General features: G+C 61.3%; 22 protein-coding genes and 2 pseudogenes. 14 read left to right on the forward strand and 10 right to left on the reverse strand.

Translation table 11 applies throughout. The features are described 5' to 3' along the window. Position 1: 1 nt before the first annotated feature. From QN224_RS20065 to QN224_RS20090, 6 genes are read right to left on the reverse strand one after another with little or no spacing between them, the layout of a single operon-like run. Positions 2 to 295 (reverse strand): hypothetical protein, encoded by a 294-nt coding sequence (locus QN224_RS20065; RefSeq protein ID WP_283978084.1) that lies wholly within the window; start codon positions 293 to 295, stop codon positions 2 to 4. Between the two features lie 14 nt (positions 296 to 309). Then, positions 310 to 1,635, reverse strand: coding sequence for an alpha-amylase family glycosyl hydrolase (locus tag QN224_RS20070; protein ID WP_283978085.1), 1,326 nt, complete (start codon positions 1,633 to 1,635; stop codon positions 310 to 312). Beyond that, a complete protein-coding gene (locus tag QN224_RS20075; protein ID WP_283978086.1) occupies positions 1,632 to 2,030 on the reverse strand; it encodes a sensory rhodopsin transducer in 399 nt (132 codons plus the stop codon). Before QN224_RS20075 ends, QN224_RS20070 begins: the two co-directional genes overlap by 4 nt. Before the next feature lie 8 nt (positions 2,031 to 2,038). Then, positions 2,039 to 3,268 carry a D-arabinono-1,4-lactone oxidase gene (locus QN224_RS20080; protein WP_283978087.1) on the reverse strand — a complete coding sequence of 410 codons (1,230 nt, stop codon included), beginning with the start codon at positions 3,266 to 3,268 and terminating at the stop codon, positions 2,039 to 2,041. Position 3,269: 1 nt separating this feature from the next. Further along, positions 3,270 to 3,647 carry a sensory rhodopsin transducer gene (locus QN224_RS20085; RefSeq protein WP_283978088.1) on the reverse strand — a complete coding sequence of 126 codons (378 nt, stop codon included), beginning with the start codon at positions 3,645 to 3,647 and terminating at the stop codon, positions 3,270 to 3,272. 53 nt (positions 3,648 to 3,700) lie between these two features. After that, a complete protein-coding gene (locus QN224_RS20090; RefSeq protein WP_283978089.1) occupies positions 3,701 to 5,515 on the reverse strand; it encodes a thiamine pyrophosphate-binding protein in 1,815 nt (604 codons plus the stop codon). Between the two features lie 120 nt (positions 5,516 to 5,635). Here QN224_RS20090 and QN224_RS20095 point away from each other — a divergent pair. Continuing rightward, a pseudogene (locus QN224_RS20095) lies at positions 5,636 to 7,283 on the forward strand (phospholipase D-like domain-containing protein). Here the strand turns inward: QN224_RS20095 and QN224_RS20100 are convergent. Beyond that, positions 7,181 to 8,118: pseudogene (locus QN224_RS20100) on the reverse strand (lysylphosphatidylglycerol synthase domain-containing protein). The pseudogenes QN224_RS20095 and QN224_RS20100 sit on opposite strands and share 103 nt — an antisense overlap. An 84-nt stretch (positions 8,119 to 8,202) precedes the next feature. Here QN224_RS20100 and QN224_RS20105 point away from each other — a divergent pair. Next, entirely contained in the window at positions 8,203 to 8,976 is a 774-nt protein-coding gene (locus QN224_RS20105) for an endonuclease/exonuclease/phosphatase family protein (protein ID WP_283978091.1), read from the forward strand. A 75-nt stretch (positions 8,977 to 9,051) separates the two neighbouring features. On the opposite strand, the gene QN224_RS20110 is transcribed toward QN224_RS20105, so the two are convergent. Both QN224_RS20110 and QN224_RS20115 read right to left on the reverse strand, forming a co-directional pair. Beyond that, positions 9,052 to 9,441: a hypothetical protein gene (locus QN224_RS20110; protein WP_283978092.1), complete on the reverse strand. Its 390-nt coding sequence runs from the start codon at positions 9,439 to 9,441 to the stop codon at positions 9,052 to 9,054. A gap of 366 nt (positions 9,442 to 9,807) precedes the next feature. Beyond that, a complete protein-coding gene (locus QN224_RS20115) occupies positions 9,808 to 10,842 on the reverse strand; it encodes a GH25 family lysozyme (protein ID WP_283978093.1) in 1,035 nt (344 codons plus the stop codon). 325 nt (positions 10,843 to 11,167) lie between these two features. Between QN224_RS20115 and QN224_RS20120 the strand changes: the two genes are divergently transcribed. Beyond that, entirely contained in the window at positions 11,168 to 11,716 is a 549-nt protein-coding gene (locus QN224_RS20120) for an iron transporter (protein WP_283978094.1), read from the forward strand. Between the two features lie 301 nt (positions 11,717 to 12,017). Next, on the forward strand, positions 12,018 to 13,418 hold the full coding sequence (locus tag QN224_RS20125; RefSeq protein WP_283978095.1) for a 4Fe-4S binding protein: 1,401 nt from the start codon (positions 12,018 to 12,020) through the stop codon (positions 13,416 to 13,418). 20 nt (positions 13,419 to 13,438) lie between these two features. On the opposite strand, the gene QN224_RS20130 is transcribed toward QN224_RS20125, so the two are convergent. Beyond that, the gene (locus QN224_RS20130; protein ID WP_283978096.1) at positions 13,439 to 14,500 is read right to left on the reverse strand and encodes a LacI family DNA-binding transcriptional regulator; all 1,062 of its coding nucleotides are present in this window, start codon (positions 14,498 to 14,500) and stop codon (positions 13,439 to 13,441) included. A gap of 323 nt (positions 14,501 to 14,823) precedes the next feature. Between QN224_RS20130 and QN224_RS20135 the strand changes: the two genes are divergently transcribed. The 10 genes from QN224_RS20135 (at position 14,824) to QN224_RS20180 (ending at position 23,002) form a co-directional block, all read left to right on the forward strand. After that, complete coding sequence (locus QN224_RS20135) at positions 14,824 to 16,080, forward strand: amino acid ABC transporter substrate-binding protein (RefSeq protein WP_283978097.1); 1,257 nt, start codon at positions 14,824 to 14,826, stop codon at positions 16,078 to 16,080. Positions 16,081 to 16,153: 73 nt separating this feature from the next. Beyond that, on the forward strand, positions 16,154 to 16,897 hold the full coding sequence (locus QN224_RS20140; RefSeq protein WP_283978098.1) for an ABC transporter ATP-binding protein: 744 nt from the start codon (positions 16,154 to 16,156) through the stop codon (positions 16,895 to 16,897). Further along, positions 16,897 to 17,625, forward strand: coding sequence for an ABC transporter ATP-binding protein (locus QN224_RS20145; protein ID WP_283978099.1), 729 nt, complete (start codon positions 16,897 to 16,899; stop codon positions 17,623 to 17,625). The genes QN224_RS20140 and QN224_RS20145 overlap by 1 nt, the downstream gene beginning before the upstream one ends. 10 nt (positions 17,626 to 17,635) lie before the next feature. Then, positions 17,636 to 18,514, forward strand: coding sequence for a branched-chain amino acid ABC transporter permease (locus tag QN224_RS20150; RefSeq protein ID WP_173513402.1), 879 nt, complete (start codon positions 17,636 to 17,638; stop codon positions 18,512 to 18,514). Further along, entirely contained in the window at positions 18,514 to 19,080 is a 567-nt protein-coding gene (locus QN224_RS20155; RefSeq protein WP_283978100.1) for a branched-chain amino acid ABC transporter permease, read from the forward strand. Before QN224_RS20150 ends, QN224_RS20155 begins: the two co-directional genes overlap by 1 nt. Continuing rightward, complete coding sequence (locus QN224_RS20160; protein WP_283978101.1) at positions 19,044 to 19,556, forward strand: branched-chain amino acid ABC transporter permease; 513 nt, start codon at positions 19,044 to 19,046, stop codon at positions 19,554 to 19,556. Before QN224_RS20155 ends, QN224_RS20160 begins: the two co-directional genes overlap by 37 nt. 75 nt (positions 19,557 to 19,631) lie before the next feature. Beyond that, a complete protein-coding gene (locus QN224_RS20165; RefSeq protein WP_283978102.1) occupies positions 19,632 to 20,570 on the forward strand; it encodes a glutathione S-transferase family protein in 939 nt (312 codons plus the stop codon). Continuing rightward, complete coding sequence (locus tag QN224_RS20170) at positions 20,551 to 21,360, forward strand: dioxygenase (RefSeq protein ID WP_283978103.1); 810 nt, start codon at positions 20,551 to 20,553, stop codon at positions 21,358 to 21,360. The genes QN224_RS20165 and QN224_RS20170 overlap by 20 nt, the downstream gene beginning before the upstream one ends. Positions 21,361 to 21,371: 11 nt before the next feature. Further along, positions 21,372 to 22,124, forward strand: coding sequence for an SDR family oxidoreductase (locus QN224_RS20175; RefSeq protein WP_283978104.1), 753 nt, complete (start codon positions 21,372 to 21,374; stop codon positions 22,122 to 22,124). Next, positions 22,124 to 23,002: a 3-keto-5-aminohexanoate cleavage protein gene (locus QN224_RS20180; protein WP_173513407.1), complete on the forward strand. Its 879-nt coding sequence runs from the start codon at positions 22,124 to 22,126 to the stop codon at positions 23,000 to 23,002. The genes QN224_RS20175 and QN224_RS20180 overlap by 1 nt, the downstream gene beginning before the upstream one ends. The last annotated feature ends 10 nt before the right edge of the window (positions 23,003 to 23,012 follow it).

Genomic DNA, 23,012 nt, shown 5'->3' on the forward strand with positions numbered 1-23,012 from the left:
CTCAATCGTTCCTTCCCGAATGCAGCCATGTGTAGCCGAAGCGATCGAGGTCGATCGTCAGATGCTGCCCGGCAAGCTCGACCTCCTGATCGCTGAGGATATCGGTCAGCTTGGCGTCGATGGCACCAGGCAGTTCGAGTTCTGCCCGCCGCCGTTTGTCTGAGAGATTGTGCAGCGCCACGAGCAGTTCAGTGCCGTCGGAATAAGCCAGAGCGAACAGCGCGGCATCTCCCGCGGGCAGCAGAACCGGCCGGCCCTTATGAAAGAGATCGTGGCGTCGGCGCGCGAGGATCATCGTCTTGACACGGTTCAGAAGCGAATGCGGGTCGCTGCGCTGACGTTCGACATTGATCCGCTTGTAAGAGAATGGCCCTTGGGAGACAGTCGGCTGAACGAGGTTTGCATGCGCTGACGTGGAAAACCCGGCGTTTGCCTCGTCGCTCCACTGCATCGGAACGCGCACGGTCTCGCGGCCGGGCCGGAAAAGTCGTCGCCAAGACCGATTTCATCGCCGTAGACAAAAACCGGGACGCCCGGTGACGACAGAAGCAGGCTGAAGGCGAGTTCGATTCGCGCCTGCTCTCCTTTGAACATCGGCGCAAGGCGCCGCCTTATGCCTCGACCGTAGATCCTCATATCCTCATCGGGGGCAAACGCAGCGTAGGTTTCCTGCCGAACGGCCTCCGACTGGCGCGCCACATTGAGTTCGTCGAGGTTGCGGAGGAAGTTTGCCCAGCCGCAGTGGGGCGGCGGTTCCGGCGCAACCGAGAGCGCCTGGCAGATGACATCGGAACTCTGCCGCGCAAGACCCGCGAAAAAGGCGCCACTCAGGATGAAGTTGAACAGGAGGTCGAGCTTTCCCTCGCCGAAATATTCGCGAAGCTTTTCCGGCGCCAGGTCCGCTTCGCCCAACAGAAGTCCGCCAGGGCGTCTGGCGTCGACCAGCGCACGCATTTCCCGCAGAAAGCCATGGGGGTCCCGCGGGTCCGCGTGTTCGATACCCGTTTCGCCAATCACGAAAGGCGCGGCATCCACGCGAAATCCATCGACGCCCATCGAAAGCCAGTAGTCGACGACCCGGAGCATTTCGTCGCGCACCGCCGTATTGGCAATGTTCAGGTCCGGCTGGAAATGTCTGAATTTATGGAAGTAGTAGGCTTGGGCGAGTTCATCATAGCTCCAGACGCTGTCTTCCTCGCCGGGGAAAGCGGTTTTGTTGTCCGGATCGACGGGAGGCGGATTCTCGGACCAGACGTAGTAGTTGCGGTAGCGGGATCTGGGATCACGGCGTGCCGCCTGGAACCACGGATGCTCATTGGACGTGTGATTGGCGACGAGATCGATGATGACACGAATGCCCTGTTCGCCGGCCGTGTGCTGAAAGTCGAGGAAATCGTCGAGCGTGCCAAGAGGCGTGTCGATGGACAAATAGTCGCTGACATCATAGCCGTTGTCGGCGAAGGGGGACTTGAAAAACGGTAGGAGCCAGACGCAGTTGATGCCGAGCTCGTTTAAATAGGGTACCCGCTCTCTCAGGCCGACGAAGTCGCCAATTCCGTCGCCGTTGCCGTCGGCGAATCTGCGAACGTCGATGCCGTAGATCACGGAGCTCGCGAACCATGGTGCGTCTTTCATCGGGGTCTCCTTCGCGAAGAAGTCCGCGCCACATAAGCCGCGGTCGCCACCGCGCTGCGCGCTCGTGTGCCGCCGTCGAGGCGGGTGAACTGGACCACGACGGGCACATCCGCATCGATGACGGCGCCGAAGGCCTCGTCCAGCGGGAGTGCCTCGGGAAAGATCAGATCGTTGAAGCGGATGTGGCGGACCCGTCTTGGCGCGATCTCCAGTTCATAGGGCCCGACCGCCGGACGGTCCGCATAATGGATGTGCATGCGTATCCTCGCCGCGCTGTCAGAGCAGTTGAGCACGGCGAGCTCGTCGCGGCTGGTGAATTCGGGCTCGGGGCCGTTGCTTTCGAGAGGGATGTGTCCTCCGGCTATCGCCCATCGCTTTTTGCCGAATGCTTGCATGCATCCTCCTAACAGCCCAGAAGCCCGCGCAGGTAAGGCGTCAGAAAGCGCCCCTCGGGGTCCATCTCCTGTCGAAGGGCGAGGAAACGATCCCACATCGGGTAAAGAGCCCTGAGCTCGGGCGCCCGCAGGCTGTGCTTCTTCGCCCAATGTGGCCGGCCGCCGTGGTCACGCAGGATCGGTTCAAGATCGAGAAAGAAGTCCCAGTAGGGCAGGGACGCGTTCTGGTGAAGCGATATGCTTACGGAATCCCGCCCGTGCGCTTCGCTGAGCCATGTGTCGTCGCCCTTGATGTAGCGGTAGAGCAGGCGCCAGCCGACCGAACGGCGCCATCTTTCCTTGATCCGCCCGCGCAACGTCCTGAGGCAAGTCGGTCCCGCCTCCGCAGGGACGCAATACTCCATCTCCTCGAAACGGTATGGCAGATCACTGTGCTGCGGAATGACCTCGTGTGGGCTGCCGATTTCATCCTTGGCCAGCCGGGCGAAGGCGCTGTAATCCTTCTCCTCGCCGGGCGGGTTGATGCAACGGAGCTTCACCTCGTCGGAACGGGGGTACCAATAGAAATCGAAATTCCTGTTCTCTCGGGCAAGCCGCTCGAGTGCCTCCATGCAGGGCTCGAAGGCCAGACACCATTCCTGGCGGTGCAGGTCGTGCAGCGGGTCGAGCTGGAGCCTGGCCCAGGTAAGAATGCCGAGCGTCCCGAAGGAAACACGAAATGCCCGCAGAAAATCCGGCTCCTCTTCAACCCCGAATGTCCTGATCTCTCCTTTGGCCGTGACGAGGCGGCCGCCAACCAGCATCATCGACAGATTATAGAGTCCTCGGCCGGACCCATGCGTACCCGTTCCGATCGCGCCGCCGACGGTCTGGGTTGCCACGTCGCCGAAATTCGAGAGCGTCAAGCCGACGGCCTGCAGTTCCTTGCTCAATCGTGTGAGCTCAGAACCGCTGCCGACCGTGGCCAGATGGCGTCGCGCATCATGCTCGTGCAGACCGCGGATATGGTCGAGGGAAACGAGGATATCGTCCGTGACGAAAAGCCCGCTCGACGAATGGGCGGACCCGATCGGCCTTATGGTGCGGCCCTGCCTTGCGGCCGCACGCACGAGTGCCGTGACGTCCTCCTCGCTGCCGGGCACCTCCACGCGCGACGGCCGAAACCGCAGGCCGCCCGACCAGTTGTGAAAATCCTGGTCCAGGTTTTTTGAAGTGGCACTCCACGGTGTGTTTGGCATCCTATTCCTGGCAATAGGCGATGGTGCTCAAGAGAGCGTGATCAGGCCGGCGGGAGTCGAGCCGCGTCTGCTGCACGATGACCGGCGCGTCGGACTCGATGACGCAAGCATAGGGCGTATCTCGCGGCACACGTTCCGGATCATCGAGATCGTTGAAGCGCAGATGCACGGTTCGACGGGGCGCAATGGCAAGGCGATAGGGACCGGCCGGTTCCCTGTCGGAAAAGAACACTGTGATTTCGATATTGGCCGGAATTTCGCCGGCGTTCAGAATGCACGCGCTTTCATGCGAGACGAGCGCGGGGTCGTCGCTAGCGCTGGAGGAAGGAATATACCCGTCGGCGATTGCCCATCGCCTGCTGCCCATCGCCTGCATCATCCTCAATCCTTAATACAAACTTGTGTCGAAGCTCGCTCGAGGCCAGGCGGCTTCTACGGAATGCCCGGCAAGTCCGCCGTGTTCTCGTCCGGCGCCTGCTGCGCCCCCTGCGGGTTTTGATCGGCTGCGGCATTGCCCAGCGGAGAGTGCTTGAGATTTTCTTCGATCTTCTCGTGGCCCGGGGTTTCGGGCAGGGCGGCACGGAAATTGCGGGCGTAATCTTCCGGCATCTTCGGCGGCATCAGCGGCTCGTAGCGATCGACCAGCGCCTGAATGACCACCGGGCCTTCGACGGCGAACGCCTGGTCCATGATCTCGTCCAACCCGTCGAAAGACTGGATCGTGAAGCCGCGGGCACCCATAGCTTCAGCAGCGGCGGCGAAATCGATCGGAGGCAATTCGCAGGCGAATTGCGGATTGCCGAGAAACATCATCTGTTCCCAAGCGATCTGGTTCAACATGTCGTTTCGGATTACCAATAGTTTCAGAGGGATCCGGTGATGAATTGCCGTTGAGAGTTCTCCAAGCTGCATGGCGAAGCCGCCGTCGCCGACCACCGCATAGACCGGGCGGCCCGGCAACGCGATGCCCGCGGCGATCGCATAGGGCAGGGCCGAGGCCATCGAAGCGAGAGCGCCCGATACCGAGAACATGTGGTCTGCGCCCAGATCGATATGGCGAGCGGTGAGTTCGGTGTTTTGCCCGGAGTCGCACACGAGAACACCGTTTGCGGCGATGCGCTTGCCGAAGGCACCGACTACCGGCTGCGGCTTCAGGGGAGAGCTCTTGTCTTCTTCCATAGACTTCAGTTCCCGCCGCCAAACCTGAGTGGCCTCCTGGGCTCGCTCGAGGAACGATCGGTCCGCCTTCCGTTTGAGCCTCTTGTTGAGCATCCGCAGCGTCTCGTTTGCCTCGCCGACCAGGCCGACTTCCACCGGGTAACGCAGCCCGATGCGCTGCGGGTCGTGATCGATCTGGATACCGGCAGCGGCATTCGGCGCCGGATAGTATTCGATATAAGGGAAAGTCGAGCCGACGATCAGCAACGTATCGCATTGCTGCATGATGTCCTGCGATGGCGCCGTGCCGAGTATCCCGATGCCGCCGGTCGTGAGCGGATCGCCGTCAGGCAACACGGCCTTGCCCAGCAAAGCCTTCGCGACGGGCGCGCCAAGCAGGTCCGCCGTCTCGCGCAGTGCGTCTCTTGCCTCCAGGGCGCCGCGGCCTGCGAGGATTGCGACCTTCTTGCCTGCATTCAGAAGATCCGCCGCTCTTGAAAGATCGCTTTCGAGCGGGACGAGCCTACCGGCGAAATTGCGGCTCGGCATGTGTCCCGGGCGATTGCGGCGTGAGCGCCCGCCGTCGGCCATTCGCTCCTGTATATCGTTGGCGATCGAAAGATGCGCCACCCCACGTTTCGAGAGCGCCGACCGGCAGGCAAGGTTGGCGAGATTTTCCATATGCGCGGCGTCGTTGACCTGCGCATTGTAGACCGCGACGTTGTCGAAGACGCGGGTCAGATCGACGTCCTGCTGCGAAAAGGTCTCGATCAGGTCGTGATACTGCATGCCGGTGATTGCCAAAACCGGCATCTGGTCCAGCTTCGCGTCATAGAGCCCGGTCAAGAGGTTTGTGCCGCCGGGGCCCGACGTGGCGAGGCAAACACCGAGCCTGCCGGTGAATTTGGCATAGGCGCATGCCATGAAGGCGGCGGATTGCTCGTGGCGGACAGAAACGAAGCGGATGCGATCCTGCCGCCTTCTGAGCGCCTCCATGATGCCGTTGATGCCGTCTCCGGGCAGGCCGAACACGACGTCGACTTTCCATTCAATCAGTGTGTCGATGAGAATGTCGGCAGCGTTCGGCATTGTTTGCCCCTCCTCCGCTAGCAGCAAGCACGTGATTTTGCGGGTGTTCGGTTGAAGGTTCGGACCTTCTAATCTCGCCCCCACGGAAATGTTCCACCGGCAAGGCCTTGTCCCGCGGCAATGCCGGGGGAACAAATCGCGCTTGAAAAGTATTCATTTTCAGTCACCACGCACCGGGATGGAAAGATTGGTCTGGAAAAGCGTGTTTACCGGAAGCCCCGCCGGCAAATGGCGTGGGGCACGCCGACCGATCATCAAGGAAGACGAGAATGTCTGGCGCAGTGCGCCGGCGCGGCGACTGGCCTTCCTGATTGATGCAGCCGCCTATTATGCCTGTCTCGAGCGCACGCTCGGGCAGGCGGAAGAGCAGATCTGGATCACCGGATGGGACTTTGATCCGCGCATCAAATTGCGGCCGGCCGATCCGCATGCCGAGGCGCTCGGTACCATGCTTGAACGCCTCGCCGCGCAACGACCAAACCTCAAGATCCGCATTCTCGTATGGGCGATGGGGCCGATCTATTCGGGAAAGTCGCTGCGGCTGTTTCGCAAACAGAAATGGGCTTCGCATCAGCAGATCGAGCTTAGGTTTGCGAGCCATCGCGCGCTGCGCGGATCGCATCACCAGAAGCTCGTCTGCATCGACGACAGCATCGCCTTCGTTGGTGGCATCGACCTTACTGCCCGGCGCTGGGATCAGCCGGAGCACGCGGCCGAGAACAAGCTGCGTCGCGATCCGGACGGTCAACCCTACGATCCGGTGCACGATATCCAGGTCGTGTTCGAGGGTGAGGCAAGCCGCGCGATAGGGGACCTCTGCCGCGCCCGCTGGAAGTCGTCCGTCGGCGAAGAAGTGGAGGCTCCCTGTTCGAAGGCTGTGGCGTGGCCGACCCGCACGACGCCGGTCCTGGAGGATTGCCCGGTTGCAATCGCCCGCACCGAGCCTGCCTCCGACGAACGACGAGGGCGGCAAGAGGCGCTGCGGCTTACACTTGATGCCTTGCGCAGCGCACGCCGCCACATCTACATCGAGAGCCAATATTTCGCCTCGCGAAAAATAGGCCACGCGCTTTGTGAGCGACTGCGGGAGCCGGAGGGACCGGAAATAGTGGTCATCACCACGCACAGCTCGCACGGTTTCCTGGAACGCATCTTCATGGGTGGAAATCGCGACCGCCTCACTCGATTGCTGAAGCAGGCCGACCGTTACGGCAGGATGCGGGTCGGCTACCCTGTGGTGCCTACGGCCGACGGATCCGAACAGGAGGTGATGATCCATTCCAAGGTGGTGGCGATCGACGACCGATTTCTTCGGGTCGGTTCGTCCAACCTCAATCATCGTTCGGAAAGTCTCGACACGGAGTGCGACGTCGCCGTCGAAGCGGCCAGCGAGCAACACCGAGCCGCACTCGCCAGGATCCGCAACAGACTTCTGGCAGAACATCTCGACGTCGAAGCAAGTGAGGTCGAAGACACTTTACGAGAGACAAGCTCCCTGGTGGCCGTCTTCGACAGGCTGAACGCGCGCCGGCGCGGCATACGTCCCTTCGATGGTGTCGACGACGGCGGTGCGACCAGTCTTGTCTGGGGCACCGGGCTCGTCGATCCGCGCAGACCGATCAGGCCGTTCTATCGCCTGCATGTACTGCTGAGACGCTGGGGTGGTCAGGTCTTCGCCTTGTTCGCAAGGCTTCTTCCGTCATCCTGGCGGCCAAACTCAGCGATCGACAGCGAAATCAAGCCAAGTGGCAGCGGCAGGAAGAAATAGATAGCCCGGAAGGCGATCAGCGCGCCGACATTCGCCGTCTGGCCGAGCAGAAACGCAATCGTCGCTTCGAGCACGCCGATTCCCCTGGAACATGGCTGAAGAGAGCGGCCACGTTCGCACCGACATAGGCCGTCGCCGTGTCGAGGAAACTTGGGTCTCCGAAGGTCAGCAGCAACTGATGCAGGCATGCGCTGACGCAAAGGAAATTCGCCGTGCCGACAATTACCTGGCAGGCCGCGATCCGAGACGAGGGCAACTTGAAGGTCCAGCGAAAGACGCGAACCGAAGCGCGGAGAAAGTGCGCAAGCGCCACATAGCCGATAGTGGCTGCAATGCAGGTCGTGCCGAGAAGGAGTGCGGCGGTTCTGGAGAATCCAGTGATGCGCGCGACACCGCCCGGCATGATCAGACAGCAGAGGGCGGCCAATGTGACGAGGCCGAGGCCGACGGTGATGCCGCAGAAGAGGATGACCTTTGCAACCTCCTCAGCACTCAGCCCGCAGCGCGAATAGAACCGATACCGGATGGCACCGCTGCTCAAGGCGGCCCCGCCGACATTGTGGCCGATCGAAAGACTGGTGAACGAGGCGATGGCAACCTGTGGATAGGCAAGCTCGCGCCCGACATAGCGGATGGCAAGCGCGTCGAAGAGCGTCAGGCAGAAATAGGAGAGAAAGACAAAACCGATGCCCGCCAGCAGATGTCCGGCCGGAATCTGCATGATCGAGCTGACGATCGCATCAAGGCTCTGTTGGCTGAGAGTGCGGTAGATCAGCCAGCTCGCCAGGCCAATGGCGGCGGTTATCAATAGTCTTACTAGGAGTTTCCTGAACATCTGTCCTGTTCCTGTGCGTAACCACCGGAACGAAAAGCACGTGCCGCGTGTTCCCGAATGCGGGACCACTCTCGAAATCTGATCATGCGACGGCGGATACGATTCCTCACCTATAACGTCCACAGTTGCTTCGGTATCGACCGGAAGCTTGACCCTGCTCGCATCGCCGCCGTGATCAACGAATGCCGGCCCGACATCATCGCCTTGCAGGAAGTCGACGTCGGTCGCGCGCGCAGCGGCGGAATAGATCAGGCTCACATGATCGCCACGCATCTGCAGATGGAGGCGCAGTTTCATCCGGCTCTTCATTTGGAGGACGAAAAATATGGCGATGCCGTACTGACGGCGCTACCGACGCGGCTGGTCAAGGCGGCCGCCCTGCCTTCCTCCGGCGAACCGCGAGGAGCGCTCTGGGTGGAAATCGACCTCGCCGACGTCAAGCTTCAGGTCATCGTAACCCATCTCGGGCTTCGCGGTTCTGAGCGCCTGCGCCAGGCAACGACCCTGTTGGGGCCTGGGTGGCTTGGAGCAGTGGAGGAAGGTTCCCGCGTGCTTCTGGCAGGCGACCTCAACGCGACTGCGCGTTCCACTGCCTACAGGCTGCTGGCCCGACAGCTCAGGGACGTGCAACTCCTGACCAACGCAAAGCCGCGGCCGACCTTCCCCTCGCGGCTACCGCTCCTGCGGATAGATCACGTCCTTATCGGCGAAGGAATAGGCGTGGCTGCGTGCAACGTGCACAACAGCGCCTTGGCACGCGTCGCTTCCGACCATCTTCCGCTTCTCGCAGAGCTGGATGTCGATCTTCAAACCGACGAACGGAAACGCTGCGAGACGATTGAAGACAATGCGCCATGAATTGCGCCGCAACAAACTGAACCATTGCCGCGGAGCTCGGCGATCAAATGTCAGATGGCGGGCGCTTGACCGCGCTCACATGACCAGTTGCCCGGCCATGTCCTTGGTCAGCAATTTCTGCTCCTCGCGCACCTGTTTTGCCGTTTCGGCGGCAACATCAGAGCCGATCTCGGCAATGCGTGCCGCTTCATCGGAATAGTCGAGAAACGCATTCTGCCAGAAGTTGCAACAAAGGTCGAAGGCCTCGTTCGCATGGTCCGGCGAGGACAGGTCATCAATGAGTTTCAGATCCTGTTCGCTTCGGTTCTTCAGGAAAGCCAGCAACTCGACCTGGTAACGCAGCGTCATCCTCAATGCCTCCGCCTGGAGGCGTCCCATCGAGAGAAGGTATTTTGCACCATCGGCCATCGTCGGCCAGCTTGGCGATGGAAAGGTCGTCGTAGGGCTTGCGATCATATTTGGCATCGACACGACTCCTCGTTCACAGGCTCGTCATTCGGTCGGCAAGACGGCCTCTCGATCGGTCAGCCGCATTGCCAAAAGCGCAGAAGGGATTTTCATCGAGCCATGAGTTTAAGGTGAAACGCTCGGCATTTCGAAAGAAAATTAGGCCGGCCGGTTCGTTCGATCGTTGATCCGCATCAACCTACGTCGATGGTGCAGGGTCTCATGATGCCCGGTTTATACGGGCCGGGCCACATGTGGACGTCGCAGCGTTGGAACGCTGGAGGGAAATCGCAGTCGCTTTGGGCCGATTCCGTTCGTTTGCGGAACCGAGGATCGATCGTCGGTGCCGGTCGAACTGCTACCATCAGTTCGTCGTGGGCCGGTTTAGCTGGACCGCGCGGCGACCCAGCTATGCCATTCATCCTCGCTGCCGTGGAACACGTTGAGGTCGATCCTGCCGTCGACGCCGTGCGAGAGGCCGGAGCCGGAATATTGCCAGAAGAGCCATTTCCGTCCCGGATAGACCTTGGAGGGGTGGGCGGCCACCGAACGCAGCCAGAAAGGATGGTTCGGGAACGCGCCCTTCAAATTGTCGCGATAGAAATCCGGCGCGGTGTAGATGATCGGGCGCTGGCCATAGTGTCTTTCCAGTTTGTCCATGAAGACCTGCATCTTTTCGAGCACCCGCTCGCGCGAGGGGCGTCTTTTGCAGCTCGATTCGCCGTTCCACTCGACGTCGATGACCGGCGGCAGGGCGCCTGCTTCTCGCGGCACGTTGCGGATGAACCAGTCGGCCTGTTCGCCCGCGGTCCGGCACCAGTAGAAGAAGTGGTAGGCGCCGCGTTTCAGCCCGGCTTCCTTGGCCCTGCTCCAGTTCTTCTTGAACATCGGATCGAGATGGTCGCCGCCGTCGGTCGCCTTGATATAGGCGAAGTTCGCCCCCTGTGTCCGCAACTTCGCCCAGTTTATGTCGCCCTGCCAGCGGGAAACGTCAACGCCGTGCACCGCAAGTTTCCTCGGCGAGCTTCTGCCGAAATTGATGGGCTTGGCATCGCGGAAGCGGTGGCCGTAGATCTGCGCGCGTGTCCGTGGTGCCGCGCCGGCTGCCGGGTTTTCCGGGGTGAGCAGGGCGATCGGTCGTTCCGAAGGAACGGGCATGCCAGCTGTTCTGGCCACCGGCACGAATGCCTGCGGCTGCGGAGCGGGACCGGCCCACGCCAGCATTTCCTGTGGCGGGGCCGCTTGCGAAGCGGCCGTGCCGACATTCGCGGCAGGCATGGGACTGGGCGACCGGGCAACGGAGCTTGTCGTCTCCTGCGACGGTTGCTGAGCGGCAACCCTATCCCGATTGGAACTGAACCCGCAGCCCGACAAAACGAGGCCGGCAAGGAGAACGACTGGCACAGCTGAAAGACGCATAGGGACCCGTACGCAAGACTATCGCCGACAGCGGAAAGCGCCGTCGACCCCACTGATGGGAATTGCTAACGGAAAATTACCAAAAAAGACTGAATCCGATCTTTGCCGACGTTGGATTTTGTTCTTCTCGAGCGAGGGAACGGATCGCCCCGATCTGGTGGAATACTGCGCGACAGGCCGCCTTGCTCAACGGTCGCGTGAAAGCCGTTTCGAGCATGAGTTGTTTGCTCCAGCGCAATGATCTTCGAACATTGGGTGCATAAAAGGTGAGGGAAGTACTCATAAATAACGCCGACTGGCTCGTTCCCCGGAAGGAAAACAGCGAATGCAATGCCTCAGATTGTTCCCGCTTGCATCGATCGGCCTCCTGTTTGCGGGCGTCTCGTTGTCGTCCGCGGCGGAATATCGGATCGGCGAACCGTTGCTCCGCCACGGAATGGAGATCGCTGCCGTCTACCTGCAGCCGATCGAAATGGAGCCCCCCGGCATGATGATGCCGGCGTTGGAGGCCGATATCCATCTTGAGGCCGATATTCACGCTGCGGCGGACAACAGGAATGGTTTTGCGGAAGGGGACTGGTTGCCCAACCTGCACGTCGAGTACCGGTTGACCAAAGTCGACGGTGGCGAGGAAACGGCGGGTTCATTCATGCCGATGGTGGCGAGCGACGGACCCCATTACGGCGACAACGTCAAGCTCATGGGGCCGGGCAAATACAGACTTGAACTGACCATCCACTCGCAATCGCACGACGAGACCGCCCATTTCGGACGCCACGTCGACAAGGAGACCGGGGTTGCTCCATGGCCCGAGGGATTTTCCGTCGAATATGAATTCACCTATGCCGGCGTGGGGAAAAAGGGCGGTTACTAAGCCTGTCCTGCTGTGCGAACGGGGCGACCGGTCTTGACGGTAGCCGCTGCCCCGGTAGCTGGGGAGGCCGCGCGCATACGCATCGCCGCGCGGCCTTTCCGCATCCCGCCATAACGACACCAGGAGGAACCATGGCGCCATTTCTGCGCGCCTACTCGGCCTGCAGCCGCTTTGCCGTCGGAGAAACACCCGGCTTGGTTAGCCACCGAACGCCACTACCGGTTGCGCTCTATCGAGCCTGTCACCGATCCGCTGCCAGACCGCTGCTGCGGACAAACCGGGCGAATCCGTGGAACGTCGCATGACCACGACCGTCTTCCTGTTGCGGCCGCAGCAAGATGTCTGGCAGCGGATCGGTGACTGGCTGGCAGGACACCAGCGGCAAATCCGTTGGGTTCAATGGAGCGTCGTTCTTGTGTATGCGGTGCTGCTCGTCGTGCCGGTGCTCCTGCCTATGCCGGGCAACGCGGCGCATGTCTGGGACGACTTCACCCGCTTCGCGCAATTTGCGTTCTGGGGCATATGGTGGCCGATGGTGCTGCTTGCGACAGCGCTCGTCGGTCGCGTGTGGTGCGGGCTCCTTTGCCCGGAAGGGGCGATTTCCGAATTCAGCAGCCGACATGGACGCGGAGGCGGCATACCGCGCTGGGTCAGGTGGAACGGCTGGCCGACAATCGCCTTTGCCGGCACGACGCTCTACGGCCAGATGGTCAGCGTTTATCAATATCCAAAACCCGCGCTGCTGGTACTCGGCGGCTCGACGCTGGCGGCGGCTGTGGTGGGTTATCTCTATGGCAAGGAAAAGCGCGTGTGGTGCCGCTATCTCTGCCCCGTCGGCGGAGTCTTCGGCCTACTCGCCAAACTCGCGCCGCTTCATTTCCGCGTCGATCAGGAGATCTGGCGGCAGAGCCAAGGTGTCGGGCTGAACCCAGGCGTGGTGAACTGTGCGCCGCTAGTGCCGCTGAAGACGATGCGCGGCGCGAGCGACTGCCATATGTGCGGTCGGTGCAGCGGATTCCGCGGGGCGATCCGGCTCGCCCACCGTTCGCCCTCTCATGAAATCGTGCATGTGGCGGGGGAACATCCGAAGCCGTGGGAAACGGTGCTGATCGTCTTCGGACTGATGGGGGTCGCCGTCGGCGCCTTTCATTGGACCGGGAGCCCATGGTTCAATGCGACGAAACAATGGACTGCCGAAAGGCTTGTCGAAAGCAACGTGCTGTGGCCGTTGGAGATTTCCCCGCCCTGGTGGGTGCTCACGAATTATCCCGAAAGAAACGATGTGCTGACGCTCCTCGACGGGGCGACCCTCGTTTTCTACGTGCTCACGACGGCGCTCGCCGCCGGGCTCGCTATCACATTGCTGCTCTCCATCGCTACGCTGTGCCTCGGCCGCTGGAATCCCGGGCGATTTCATCATCTGGCGCAGACGCTCATCCCGATTGCAGCCGCCGGCGTCTTTCTCGGGCTATCCGCATTCTCGGTCACGCAGCTTCGCATGGACGGAATCGATCTGCCTTGGATCGACTACGCGCGCGTGGCCATGCTCATCCTTGCCAGCGGCTGGTCCGGCGCCCTGTCCTGGCACGTCACCGGCCTCTATTGCAGGGGTAAAGGCCGACGCCTGATGGCGCTTGCCAGCATCGGTCTCGCCATCGCGACCGCCAACACGGGCTGGTTCCTGTTTTTCTGGGGTTGGTAGCCGGCCGCCATCGGCACGCATCAATTCGAGCGGGCCGCACTTTGCCATCTGTCGCCGCCAACGACCGGTGCCGTGCTCTCGCGCACGACAAGCTCGACCGGCAGCACGGTTTCGATATCGACGTTCGGCGCATCGGCATTCATCAACCGCAGCAGGATGTTTGCGGCCGCACGCCCGGCGCCGTGCTGCTGGATCCTGACGGTCGTGAGCTTGGGGCGGATAAGTTCCAGAAGCGGCATGTCGTTGAAGCCGGTGACGGAAACCTGGCGAGGACAATCGATGCCGCGTTCGCGCAGTGCCTCGATCGCTCCGAGTGCGAGACGGTCGTTGGCGCAAAGCACTGCGGTGAAAACCTTGCCCGAAAAAACCAAGGCGGTCAGGCAGCGGCGGCCCTCCTGTTCGTCGAAACGGGTGGCGGTGACGATCAGGTCCTCATCGATGGCGGCCGCAAGATCATCCGCGGCCTTTCGGAATGCGGCGAGGCGCAACTGTCCGGTGGAAAGATCCTGGGGGCCAGCGATATGTGCGATCCGCTCATGGCCGAGTTCGCGGAGATGCCGCAGCATCTGGCAGATGCCGGCGTCCTCGTCATTGATGACATAGGGTATGTCGGAAAACTCCACCTTGCGGTTGAGGGTCACGACCGGAAGCCCGTCCTGGGCCGCCTTGGCGATCGAAGGGTCGCTTCGCAGGACCGCCGCATGGATAATGCCATCGACGCCGCGATCGCGCAGAACATCCAGCAGGCGGGTCTCCCGGTCCCTGTCGCTGTCGGTATTGACAATGATCGAGGCGTAACCGAGCGGCTCGAGCACGCTTTCTATGCCGCGCAGGATCGGTGGGAAAATGAGGTTGGTGATGTCGGGGATCATCACCCCGACGCTCATTGTCCGGTTGGTCCTGAGACCCGCCGCGATCCTGTTCGGCCGATAGCCGAGTGTATCGGCGGCCGCCTGGATGCGTTTGACGACCTCTTCCGTGATGTTCTTACGCTCGACCGGATCGAGCGCCCGCGAAACGGTCGAGACATGGACGCCCGTCTCGCGTGCTATATCCTTGAGGGTAATTCTTTTTTTCAGCATTTCCTGTGCCCCGACATGGGACGCCATTCTACAAGGAGGCGACGAATAAGCAATCGATTGCACAATCTTCCTTGACGCTTGACAAACGTCATGTTACCTATTCTGCGCAATCGTTTGCACGCGGATTGCCTTGAGTGACGCAATCTCGGTCGGCGGGCCACATCGATGATTTCGCGGGAAGAGGAGTTCCCGCAGAGGAATGAGCCGTGTGTTGCCGGCTTTATTTTTTGGCGACGCGTGCAATCGATTGCGTACAGTTTCGTGATGGAGAAGGAGGAGCATCAGTGAGACTTGGAAGAACTCGAAGAACTCTCGGTAGATTTTTGGCGGTAACGACCGCCCTGGCTCTTGCGACGGCTGCGCAAGCGCAAACGCTGAAAATCGGCGCATCCTTGCCGATTACCGGTGGCCTGTCGGTCAGCGGCGAGAAGCACAAGCGCGGATATGAACTCTGCACCAAGCTGATCAACGAAGCCGGGGGCATTCTCGGCCGTCAGGTCGAACTTGTGGTCAGCGACAACCGCTCGGATCCGGCGACCGCAATCAACCAGTATGAGCGTTTCATCAATGTCGACAAGGTCGATGCCGTTTATGGCACCTTCTCGAGTCGGCTGACCTTTCCGGTCGGCAGCATTCTTTCCAAATACAACATGGTTCACGCCGTTCCCTCCGGCGGCGCCTTGCGCATCTACGAGCAGGGATATCGGAATCTTTTCTATTTCCAGGTCAGCGCGGCGGAATACACCGGCAAGGACGTGGTCGCCGTGATCAAGGACCTCATCGCTGCTGGCCAAGGCCCGAAGACCGCGGCAATCGTCTCCGCCGATGACTTCTTCGCCAATGCGATTGCGGCTGGCCTGCTTGGCGAAAAGGTCAAGGACCCGGCAACCGAAAAGGAGATTGCCGATCTCGCACCCGGCTATCTCGCAGACGCCGGCATCGAGGTTGTCATGCAGGAGAAATGGCCGGAGGAAGGCTTCAACGACTGGCTGAACCTCGCCAATTCGATCAAGCGCTCCGGCGCCGAGATGATCATCGGCCTTACCGCGTCGGCGGAAGAGGCGGTTCAACTCACTCGCAGCCTGAAAACCGTCGGCGCGACGCCGAAGCTCGTCTATCTGAGCCAGGGCGCACAGACGGAATTTATCGAGGGTGTTGGTGAGAATGCGGCCAACGGCGTGATGATCCACACCACCTGGCATAAGGACGTACCTTTCGAAAGCACTCTTGCCGGCAAGCCCTTCAGCAATGCCGATTTCGTCAAGACCTTCGAGGCGGAATACGGCGTGGAGCCGGATGAAGACAGCGCCATCCCATTCGCCGTCTGCCAGGGCATCGAGCAGGCGATCAGCGGGGCCGGCACCACGGACAACGCCAAGATGGGCGAATGGCTGCATGCGCGCACGAAGGAGGAACCGGTGCGCACTGTGCTTGGCCGCTTCTCGTGGGATGAGCGCGGCCTCGCCAAGGACAAGTCGCACATCATGACGCAGTGGCAGGATGGCAAGCTGAACTTTGTATATCCGACCGGCGAGTTCGAAGGCGTCGTTCCATTCAGCTATCCCAAGGCTGGCTTCTAAGCGTGTCCGGATGTGGCCAAGAACCCGCATCCGGACGGCAGGAAATCGTCTCGAGGAAATGGAGGTCGGGCTAATGCTCGAAGTGAAGAATCTTTGCAAGCATGGGGGCATCAAGGCCGTCGACGGTGCGACATTCACGGTTGAAGGGGGCTCGATCACAGCCCTGATCGGACCGAACGGTGCCGGCAAGACGACAGCCTTCAACTGTATCAGCCGCACGGTCACGCCGACATCCGGCGAGGTCTGGCTCGACGGCGTGCGGATCGATCAATTGCGGCCGCACAAGATCACCGCAAAGGGCCTCAGCCGCACCTTCCAGATCTCCCGCAACCTCTCGGACATGACGGTCATCGAGAACGTCATCGTGCAGTCGCGGGTCGATGGCATCCGCGGCCTGCTGCGACCGGCCATGAGCGCGGAAGAGAAGGACAAGGCGATGACGATCCTCGACTTCCTCGGCATCACCCGCATCGCCTACGAAGACGGCCACAATCTCTCCTACGGCCAGAAGAAGCTGATGGATCTGGCGGCACTTTTGATGTCGGATCCGAAGATCATCCTGCTCGACGAACCGGCCGGCGGCGTCAACCCCTCCTTGATGGAAGAGATCATCGGCCACATCCGCGCGCTCAACGAGAAGGGCCTCACGGTTCTTATCGTTGAGCACAACATGGACTTGATCATGCGGCTCTCCCACAAGGTGGTGGTCATGGCGCAGGGCCGCGTGATCTGCGACGGCTCGCCGGAGATGGTGCGCAAGGACCCGCACGTGCTCGATGCCTATCTCGGCGGTGTTCTCGAAGAGGAGGCTGCCTGATGACCGAGCTGCTTCAAGTGACCGACATCACGGCGGGCTATGGCGACGGACCGGCGATCCTCGATGGCGCGCATCTTACCGTCGAGCCCGGCAAGGTCCATTGCATCATCGGGCCGAATGGCGCAGGCAAGTCTACGCTGCTCAAGTCCATCTGCGGCATGCTGACGATCCGCAAGGGCGATGTGGTCTTCAAGGGCAAGCGCCTCAATGGCATGCGTCCTGACCAGATTCTGCGCGAGGGCATCTGCTTCGTGCCCCAGGAGCGGGCTCTGTTTCCCAAGATGACCGTGCGCGAAAACCTGCGCATGGGCGGCTTCATCCTCGATGACCAAAGGGAGCTCGAGCGTCGGATCGGCGAAATCCTCGAGCGCTTTCCCATCCTGCGCGAGCGCGCAGACCAGCATGCCGGGACGATGTCGGGCGGTCAGCAGCAGACGCTCGCCATGGCCCGCACGCTCATCATCAAACCGGCGATCGTCATGCTCGACGAGCCGTCGCTCGGGCTCGCGCCGAAAGTGATCCAGGAGATGTTCGACATCATGAAGATGATGTCGGCCGAAGGCGTGACGGTTCTTCTGGTCGAACAGAACGCGCTTATGGGCCTCAAGAATTCCGACTGGGGCGTCGTACTCGATCTGGGCCGGACGCTGTTCGAAGGGCCGGCCGCCGACGTGCTCGCCGATCCGCGCATCCAGGAACTCTACCTTGGCGGCAAGAAGGCCGCCTGAAGGGGGAAACATGGCAGATATACTCCAGATATTGATCCTCGGCCTGGCGCTTGGCGGCGTCATCGCCCTGATGGGATCCGGCCTCTCGCTCGTCTTCGGCGTCATGCGCATCGTCAATCTCGCGCATCCGTCGCTGATAATCGCCGGTGCCTACATCGCCTACTGGGCCTTCAAAGTCCTTGGCATCGATCCGATCGTGATGCTGCCGGTGTCGGCGGCCATCTTGGCGGCGGTCGGCGTCCTCCTCTACCGCCTGATGTTCGAGAAGGAGACGAAGAGCGCAAAATACTCGGAGATGACGGTGCTTCTCACCTTCGCGCTGGCGATGATGGCGGAGGGTGTGCTCGGCGGCCTGTTCACCAACACCCAGCGCGTGACCTCGCCCGATTACGCGACTGATGCCTTCTTCATCGGCGACGTCTTCATTCCGAAGGGGCAGCTCTATGCAGGGGTGTTGTCGCTCGCGATCATCGCCGCGCTCACGCTTTTCCTGAAATATTCGCGCCTCGGTTATGCAATCCGCGCCACCACGCAGAACCGCGAGGCGGCAGAGCTCCTGGGCGTCAATGTCAACTTCATCAGCATTCTCGCCTTCGCGATCGGCATCGGTCTCGCCGGCGCTGCCGGCTCACTTGTCAGCTTCGTCTTCAGCTTCTTTCCGGCCAAGCACTGGGAGTGGATCGCGATGCTGATGTCGGTGGTCGTGCTCGGCGGCATGGGCAGCATCCTGGGGACAGTCGTCGCTGCACTGCTGCTGTCAGTCGTGGCCGCCTTCGTCGGCACGTGGATCGGCGCCACCTGGTCGACGATGACTTTCTTCCTCGCCCTTTTCCTCATCCTGCTGATCCGGCCCCAGGGGCTGTTCGGCGAAAAACCGGAGATGGCATGATGACCGTTACTCTTCAGCAATCCAGCGCCAGTTCCGTCCTCAAGGCACGTCGTGCACATAACGAGAAACTCGCCCGCAAGGCCGACCAGACAAGAGCCACATGGTTTCCCCTGGCGCTGTTGGCGATCCTCGTCGCGCTGCCGCTCCTGCAATTCGTAGGCAACTACAACTACGTGCTTCACCTCGTGCTGTTCACCGCCTCCTATGTGGCGATGGCTTCGGGATGGAACATCCTCGGCGGCTTCGCTGGCTACGTCTCGCTGGGTCACAGCGTGTTCTTCGGCGTCGGTGGCTACTTCGCCGGCATGCTGCTGGCGCGCTATGGCATCTCGACTATCATCACGGCGCCTCTTGCCGGTCTCGTCGCGGCTGTTCTCGGCTACTTGATCGGCCTGATCACGCTCAAGGTACGCGGACCAAGTTTCATCATCTCGTCGATCGCGCTTCTGATGATCGCGCGCATCCTGTTCGACAACTGGGAATTCGTCGGCGGCGCCAATGGCCTGACCTGCCGACCAATGACCTGCCAGTGCAGTGGGCAAAGCTTCCCTATTATTACGCGATGATCGCAATCGCGGCCTTCACGGTCTGGGCGACCTATCGCATCAAGCATTCGAAGTTCGGTCTTGGTTTAAGGGCGATCTCGAAAGACGAGATCAAGGCGGAAAGCGCCGGCATCGACACGCGCTTCTATAAGGTCATGGCTTTCGCACTCTCGGCTTTCTTCGTTGGCATGACCGGCGCGGTCTGGGGCGAATATCTGACCTATCTTCGCCCGAATATTTTTCTCTTGATCCTCGTTTCGGCAAACCTCGTGCTGATGTCGATACTCGGAGGGAAGGGCACGATTGCAGGGCCTGTGGTCGGCGCCATCCTGATCGTCGCGCTGAACGAATTCTTCGTCGCCACGATGGGCGCCTCTGAGATCAACATTCTCGGAACCGGCCTGGTGATGGCGGTGGGCCTTATATTCTTCCCCTTGGGGCTGATCGGCACGCTGGCGAAGAAAGGCAAGCTGCCACGCGTGCTCAACTGGGATTAAGCGCCGGCGCCGCCGGAGCGACCGTTCCTGAACGTTACGGATTGAGCCTTGCCCGAACGGCGAGAGGAGGATGTCATGTCTGAATACGCACTTTACAACGCACCCCAGTCCACCTGCAGTCAACGGGTGCGCTATGTGCTCCACGCCAAGGGCAGGACCTTCGAGGAGCACAAGCTGGACCTTTTCAGGGGCGACCAGCTGAAGCCTGAATACCTTGCCATCAATCCGAACGGGTTGGTTCCCGCGCTCGTGCATCAAGGTGCGGCGGTGATCGATTCCTCGGTGATCATGGAATATCTCGAAGACGTCGTTGCCGATTTCGCGCCCCTGCGTCCGCGTGACCCGCTCGCGGTCGCACGGATGCGGGCAATGATGCGCTATATCGACGAAGTGCCCACGCCGGCCGTGCGCGTGCCGTCCTATAACTTGGCCTTCCTGCCCCATTATCAGGCCATGACGGAGGAGGAGTTCCTGGCGGTCTGCGAGAGCAAGCCGCTGCGCCGCGAGTTCCTGATGAAAATGGGACGCACCGGCTTTCCGCAATCGGAAATGGACGAGGCGCTTGCGCGTCTTCGACGCGGCATCGACCGCATGGCACGTTGGCTCAACGAAAGCGGCGGACCATGGCTGATGGGCGACGATCTTTCTTTGGCGGACATCGCCATCATGCCGGTCATCGTGCGGATGGATGACATCAATCTCGGCCGCCTGTGGGCCGATGCTCCCGAGATCGCCGCCTGGCTCGATCGCATCCGCGCGACCGAAGCCTTTCCCAAGACCTATTACCACGGCTCGCTGCTCACGGAGAAAATATCCACATCTCCAGGCCTTGAAGGCAGCGGCCGCCTGAACGCCGGCAAACGACAGGAGAAGCAGGATGCAACACGTAACAGTCGAGCCGAAACTCATCGAAACCGTCGCCGACGTGACGCCGACCGTCTTGGCCGCGATGTCACGGACGTCGAACCCGCGGCTCAAGCAATTGATGGAGTCGATGGTCCGTCATCTCCATGAATTCATCATCGAGACACGACCGACCGAGGAGGAGTTCGAATACGGACTGCGCTGGATCGCGGCACTCGGCCACCACACCCACGAGACCAACAACGAGGTCGTGCTCGCAGCAGATGTCCTCGGCGCTTCGACGCTGATCGACCTCATCAACAATAACGGCATGCAGGGCGAGACGATGTCGGCGCTGCTCGGCCCCTTCTATCGCGGCCAAGCGCCCGTTTGCGAATGCGGAGACTGCATCGCGCGTTCCGAAACGCCCGGCCCGACGCTCTATTTCAAGGGTACGGTCACTGGCGTCGATGGCAAGCCGGTCGCCGATGCGAAGCTCGATGTCTGGCAGGCTTCCCCGGTCGGCCTCTATGAAAATCAGGACGCGGAGCAGGACGATTTCAATCTCCGCGGTGTGTTCCGCACCGATGCCGAAGGGCGCTTTCACTTCACGTCGGTGAAGCCGGCCGGCTATCCGGTTCCGACCGATGGGCCTGTGGGCGACCTGCTGAGAGCACAGCGGCGCCACCCGATGCGGCCCGCCCACATCCACTTCATCGTCTCGGCGCCGGGCCACAAGACGTTGATCACCCAGATATTCTCCGATACGCCGCAGGCGCTGGTGACGGACGTTGTCTTCGGAGCCAAGACCCAGATCGTCGGCAAGTTCGTCGAACATACGGAGCAGCATCCCGACTACCCGGAAACGCCGCTGCCTTTCTACACCTGCGAGTACCAGTTCAAGCTGATCGAGGGCGAACCGAGCTATCCGGTTCCGCCGATTTCCGGCAGCAAATCGTGAGGGCATCGATAATGCGCTTGTCTGATGCCCTGAAGGGAAAGGTTGCAGTCGTCGCCGGCGGGTCCGGCGGCATCGGGCGGGAAGCCTGCCGCCTGTTCGCCGAAGCCGGCGCCCGGGTCGTGGTCGGTTACCGCTCCGGAAAGGAGACGGCGGAGGCGATCGTCGCAGCGTTGCCGGGCGAGGGACACGTAGCCCTGCCTGTCTCGATCGAGGACTCGTCGAGCATCAATGCGTTTCGGGACAGGACGCTTGAGACCCTTGATCGCGCCGACATCCTAGTGAACACGGCCGGCGTGACGAGCCCGGTTGCCCATGGTGATCTCGAAGGCCTGACCGATGAGCTGATCGACCAGATTTTCGTCAACAACTGGCGCGGCGTCTTTTCCACTGTGCGCGCCTTCGCCCCGGCGCTGAAAGCGCATCGAGACGGGCTGATCGTCAACGTCTCGTCGATTGCCGCTTTCACGGGGATCGGCTCGAACATCGCCTACTGCGGCGCCAAGGCGGGCTTGGACATCATGACCAATTCGCTCGCACGCGCGCTCGCACCGGACATTCGCGTCATGGCCGTTTCCCCCGGCGTCGTCGATACGGAGTTTGTTCCCGGCCGCGGCCAGGAGTTCAAGGAGAAGGCTGCCGCAGCGACCCCGCTCAAGCGGCTGACGACGCCCACCGACGTCGCCGAGGCAATCCTCGCCTGCGCCACACATCTGAAATTCTCGACCGGCACCCGGATCGTCGTCGACGGGGGGAGGCACCTTTGATGCAGCCGAAAGTCATCATTACCTGCGCCGTCACGGGCAATCTCACGACCAGGGAAAACCATCCCGGCCTGCCGGTGACCCCGGAAGAAATCGCCAACTCCTGTCTGGAAGCAGCGGACGCTGGCGCGGCCGTGGTTCATATCCACGTGCGCGATCCGCAAACGGCGAAGCCATCCATGGAGGTCAAGCACTACCGCGAGGTGATCGAGCGGATCCGGGCGAAGAACGATGCGGTGATATTGAACGTCACGACCGGACCGGGCGGGCGCTATCACCCGAGCGACGAGAACCCCGCGGTCGCCGGGCCCCGTACGACGCTGATGCGCCCGGAACGGCGCGTCGAACATATTCTCGAATTGAAGCCGGACATCGCGACGCTCGATCTCAACACGATGACCTTCGGGACGGAAGTCGTGATCAACACGCCGGGTAACGTGAAGATCATGGCCGACCTCATCAATGGGGCCGGCGTCAAACCGGAGCTTGAGGTTTTCGATACCGGTGACATCCAGCTTGCGCACGATCTCCTGAAGGCGGGCGTGCTCAAGTCTCCAGCGATGTTCACGATCGTTACCGGGGTAAAATACGGCCTGCCTTCGACCGCCGACGCCATGGCGCTCGCCGTACGGATGTTGCCGCGTGATGCGGTGTGGACCGGCTTCGGCGTCGGCCGCATGTCCTTTCCGATGGCCGCCCAGGCCTATCTGCTCGGCGGACACGTACGCGTCGGCCTCGAAGACAACTCATACATCGCAAAGGGCGTGCTCGCGAAAGGCAACGGTGAACTCGTTGAGCGGGCCTGCGACATCGTCGGGAAGCTGGGCGGCCAAATCGCCAATCCGTTCGAAGCACGAGAGATCCTGCAGTTGAAGGCCTGAGCGGCCGCAT

Source organism: Sinorhizobium sp. 7-81, from assembly GCF_030124405.1.
In the GTDB taxonomy this organism is placed as follows: domain Bacteria; phylum Pseudomonadota; class Alphaproteobacteria; order Rhizobiales; family Rhizobiaceae; genus Sinorhizobium; species Sinorhizobium psoraleae.

What these genes read in the sequence shown, in the direction of transcription:
- QN224_RS20065 (WP_283978084.1), bottom strand. Translation starts at nt 295, where the DNA reads ATGATCCTCGCGCGCCGACGCCACGATCTCTTTCATAAGGGCCGGCCG.
- QN224_RS20070 (WP_283978085.1), bottom strand. Translation starts at nt 1,635, where the DNA reads ATGAAAGACGCACCATGGTTCGCGAGCTCCGTGATCTACGGCATCGAC.
- QN224_RS20075 (WP_283978086.1), bottom strand. Translation starts at nt 2,030, where the DNA reads ATGCAAGCATTCGGCAAAAAGCGATGGGCGATAGCCGGAGGACACATC.
- QN224_RS20080 (WP_283978087.1), bottom strand. Translation starts at nt 3,268, where the DNA reads ATGCCAAACACACCGTGGAGTGCCACTTCAAAAAACCTGGACCAGGAT.
- QN224_RS20085 (WP_283978088.1), bottom strand. Translation starts at nt 3,647, where the DNA reads ATGATGCAGGCGATGGGCAGCAGGCGATGGGCAATCGCCGACGGGTAT.
- QN224_RS20090 (WP_283978089.1), bottom strand. Translation starts at nt 5,515, where the DNA reads ATGCCGAACGCTGCCGACATTCTCATCGACACACTGATTGAATGGAAA.
- QN224_RS20105 (WP_283978091.1), top strand. Translation starts at nt 8,203, where the DNA reads ATGCGACGGCGGATACGATTCCTCACCTATAACGTCCACAGTTGCTTC.
- QN224_RS20110 (WP_283978092.1), bottom strand. Translation starts at nt 9,441, where the DNA reads ATGCCAAATATGATCGCAAGCCCTACGACGACCTTTCCATCGCCAAGC.
- QN224_RS20115 (WP_283978093.1), bottom strand. Translation starts at nt 10,842, where the DNA reads ATGCGTCTTTCAGCTGTGCCAGTCGTTCTCCTTGCCGGCCTCGTTTTG.
- QN224_RS20120 (WP_283978094.1), top strand. Translation starts at nt 11,168, where the DNA reads ATGCAATGCCTCAGATTGTTCCCGCTTGCATCGATCGGCCTCCTGTTT.
- QN224_RS20125 (WP_283978095.1), top strand. Translation starts at nt 12,018, where the DNA reads ATGACCACGACCGTCTTCCTGTTGCGGCCGCAGCAAGATGTCTGGCAG.
- QN224_RS20130 (WP_283978096.1), bottom strand. Translation starts at nt 14,500, where the DNA reads ATGCTGAAAAAAAGAATTACCCTCAAGGATATAGCACGCGAGACGGGC.
- QN224_RS20140 (WP_283978098.1), top strand. Translation starts at nt 16,154, where the DNA reads ATGCTCGAAGTGAAGAATCTTTGCAAGCATGGGGGCATCAAGGCCGTC.
- QN224_RS20145 (WP_283978099.1), top strand. Translation starts at nt 16,897, where the DNA reads ATGACCGAGCTGCTTCAAGTGACCGACATCACGGCGGGCTATGGCGAC.
- QN224_RS20150 (WP_173513402.1), top strand. Translation starts at nt 17,636, where the DNA reads ATGGCAGATATACTCCAGATATTGATCCTCGGCCTGGCGCTTGGCGGC.
- QN224_RS20155 (WP_283978100.1), top strand. Translation starts at nt 18,514, where the DNA reads ATGACCGTTACTCTTCAGCAATCCAGCGCCAGTTCCGTCCTCAAGGCA.
- QN224_RS20165 (WP_283978102.1), top strand. Translation starts at nt 19,632, where the DNA reads ATGTCTGAATACGCACTTTACAACGCACCCCAGTCCACCTGCAGTCAA.
- QN224_RS20170 (WP_283978103.1), top strand. Translation starts at nt 20,551, where the DNA reads ATGGTCCGTCATCTCCATGAATTCATCATCGAGACACGACCGACCGAG.
- QN224_RS20175 (WP_283978104.1), top strand. Translation starts at nt 21,372, where the DNA reads ATGCGCTTGTCTGATGCCCTGAAGGGAAAGGTTGCAGTCGTCGCCGGC.
- QN224_RS20180 (WP_173513407.1), top strand. Translation starts at nt 22,124, where the DNA reads ATGCAGCCGAAAGTCATCATTACCTGCGCCGTCACGGGCAATCTCACG.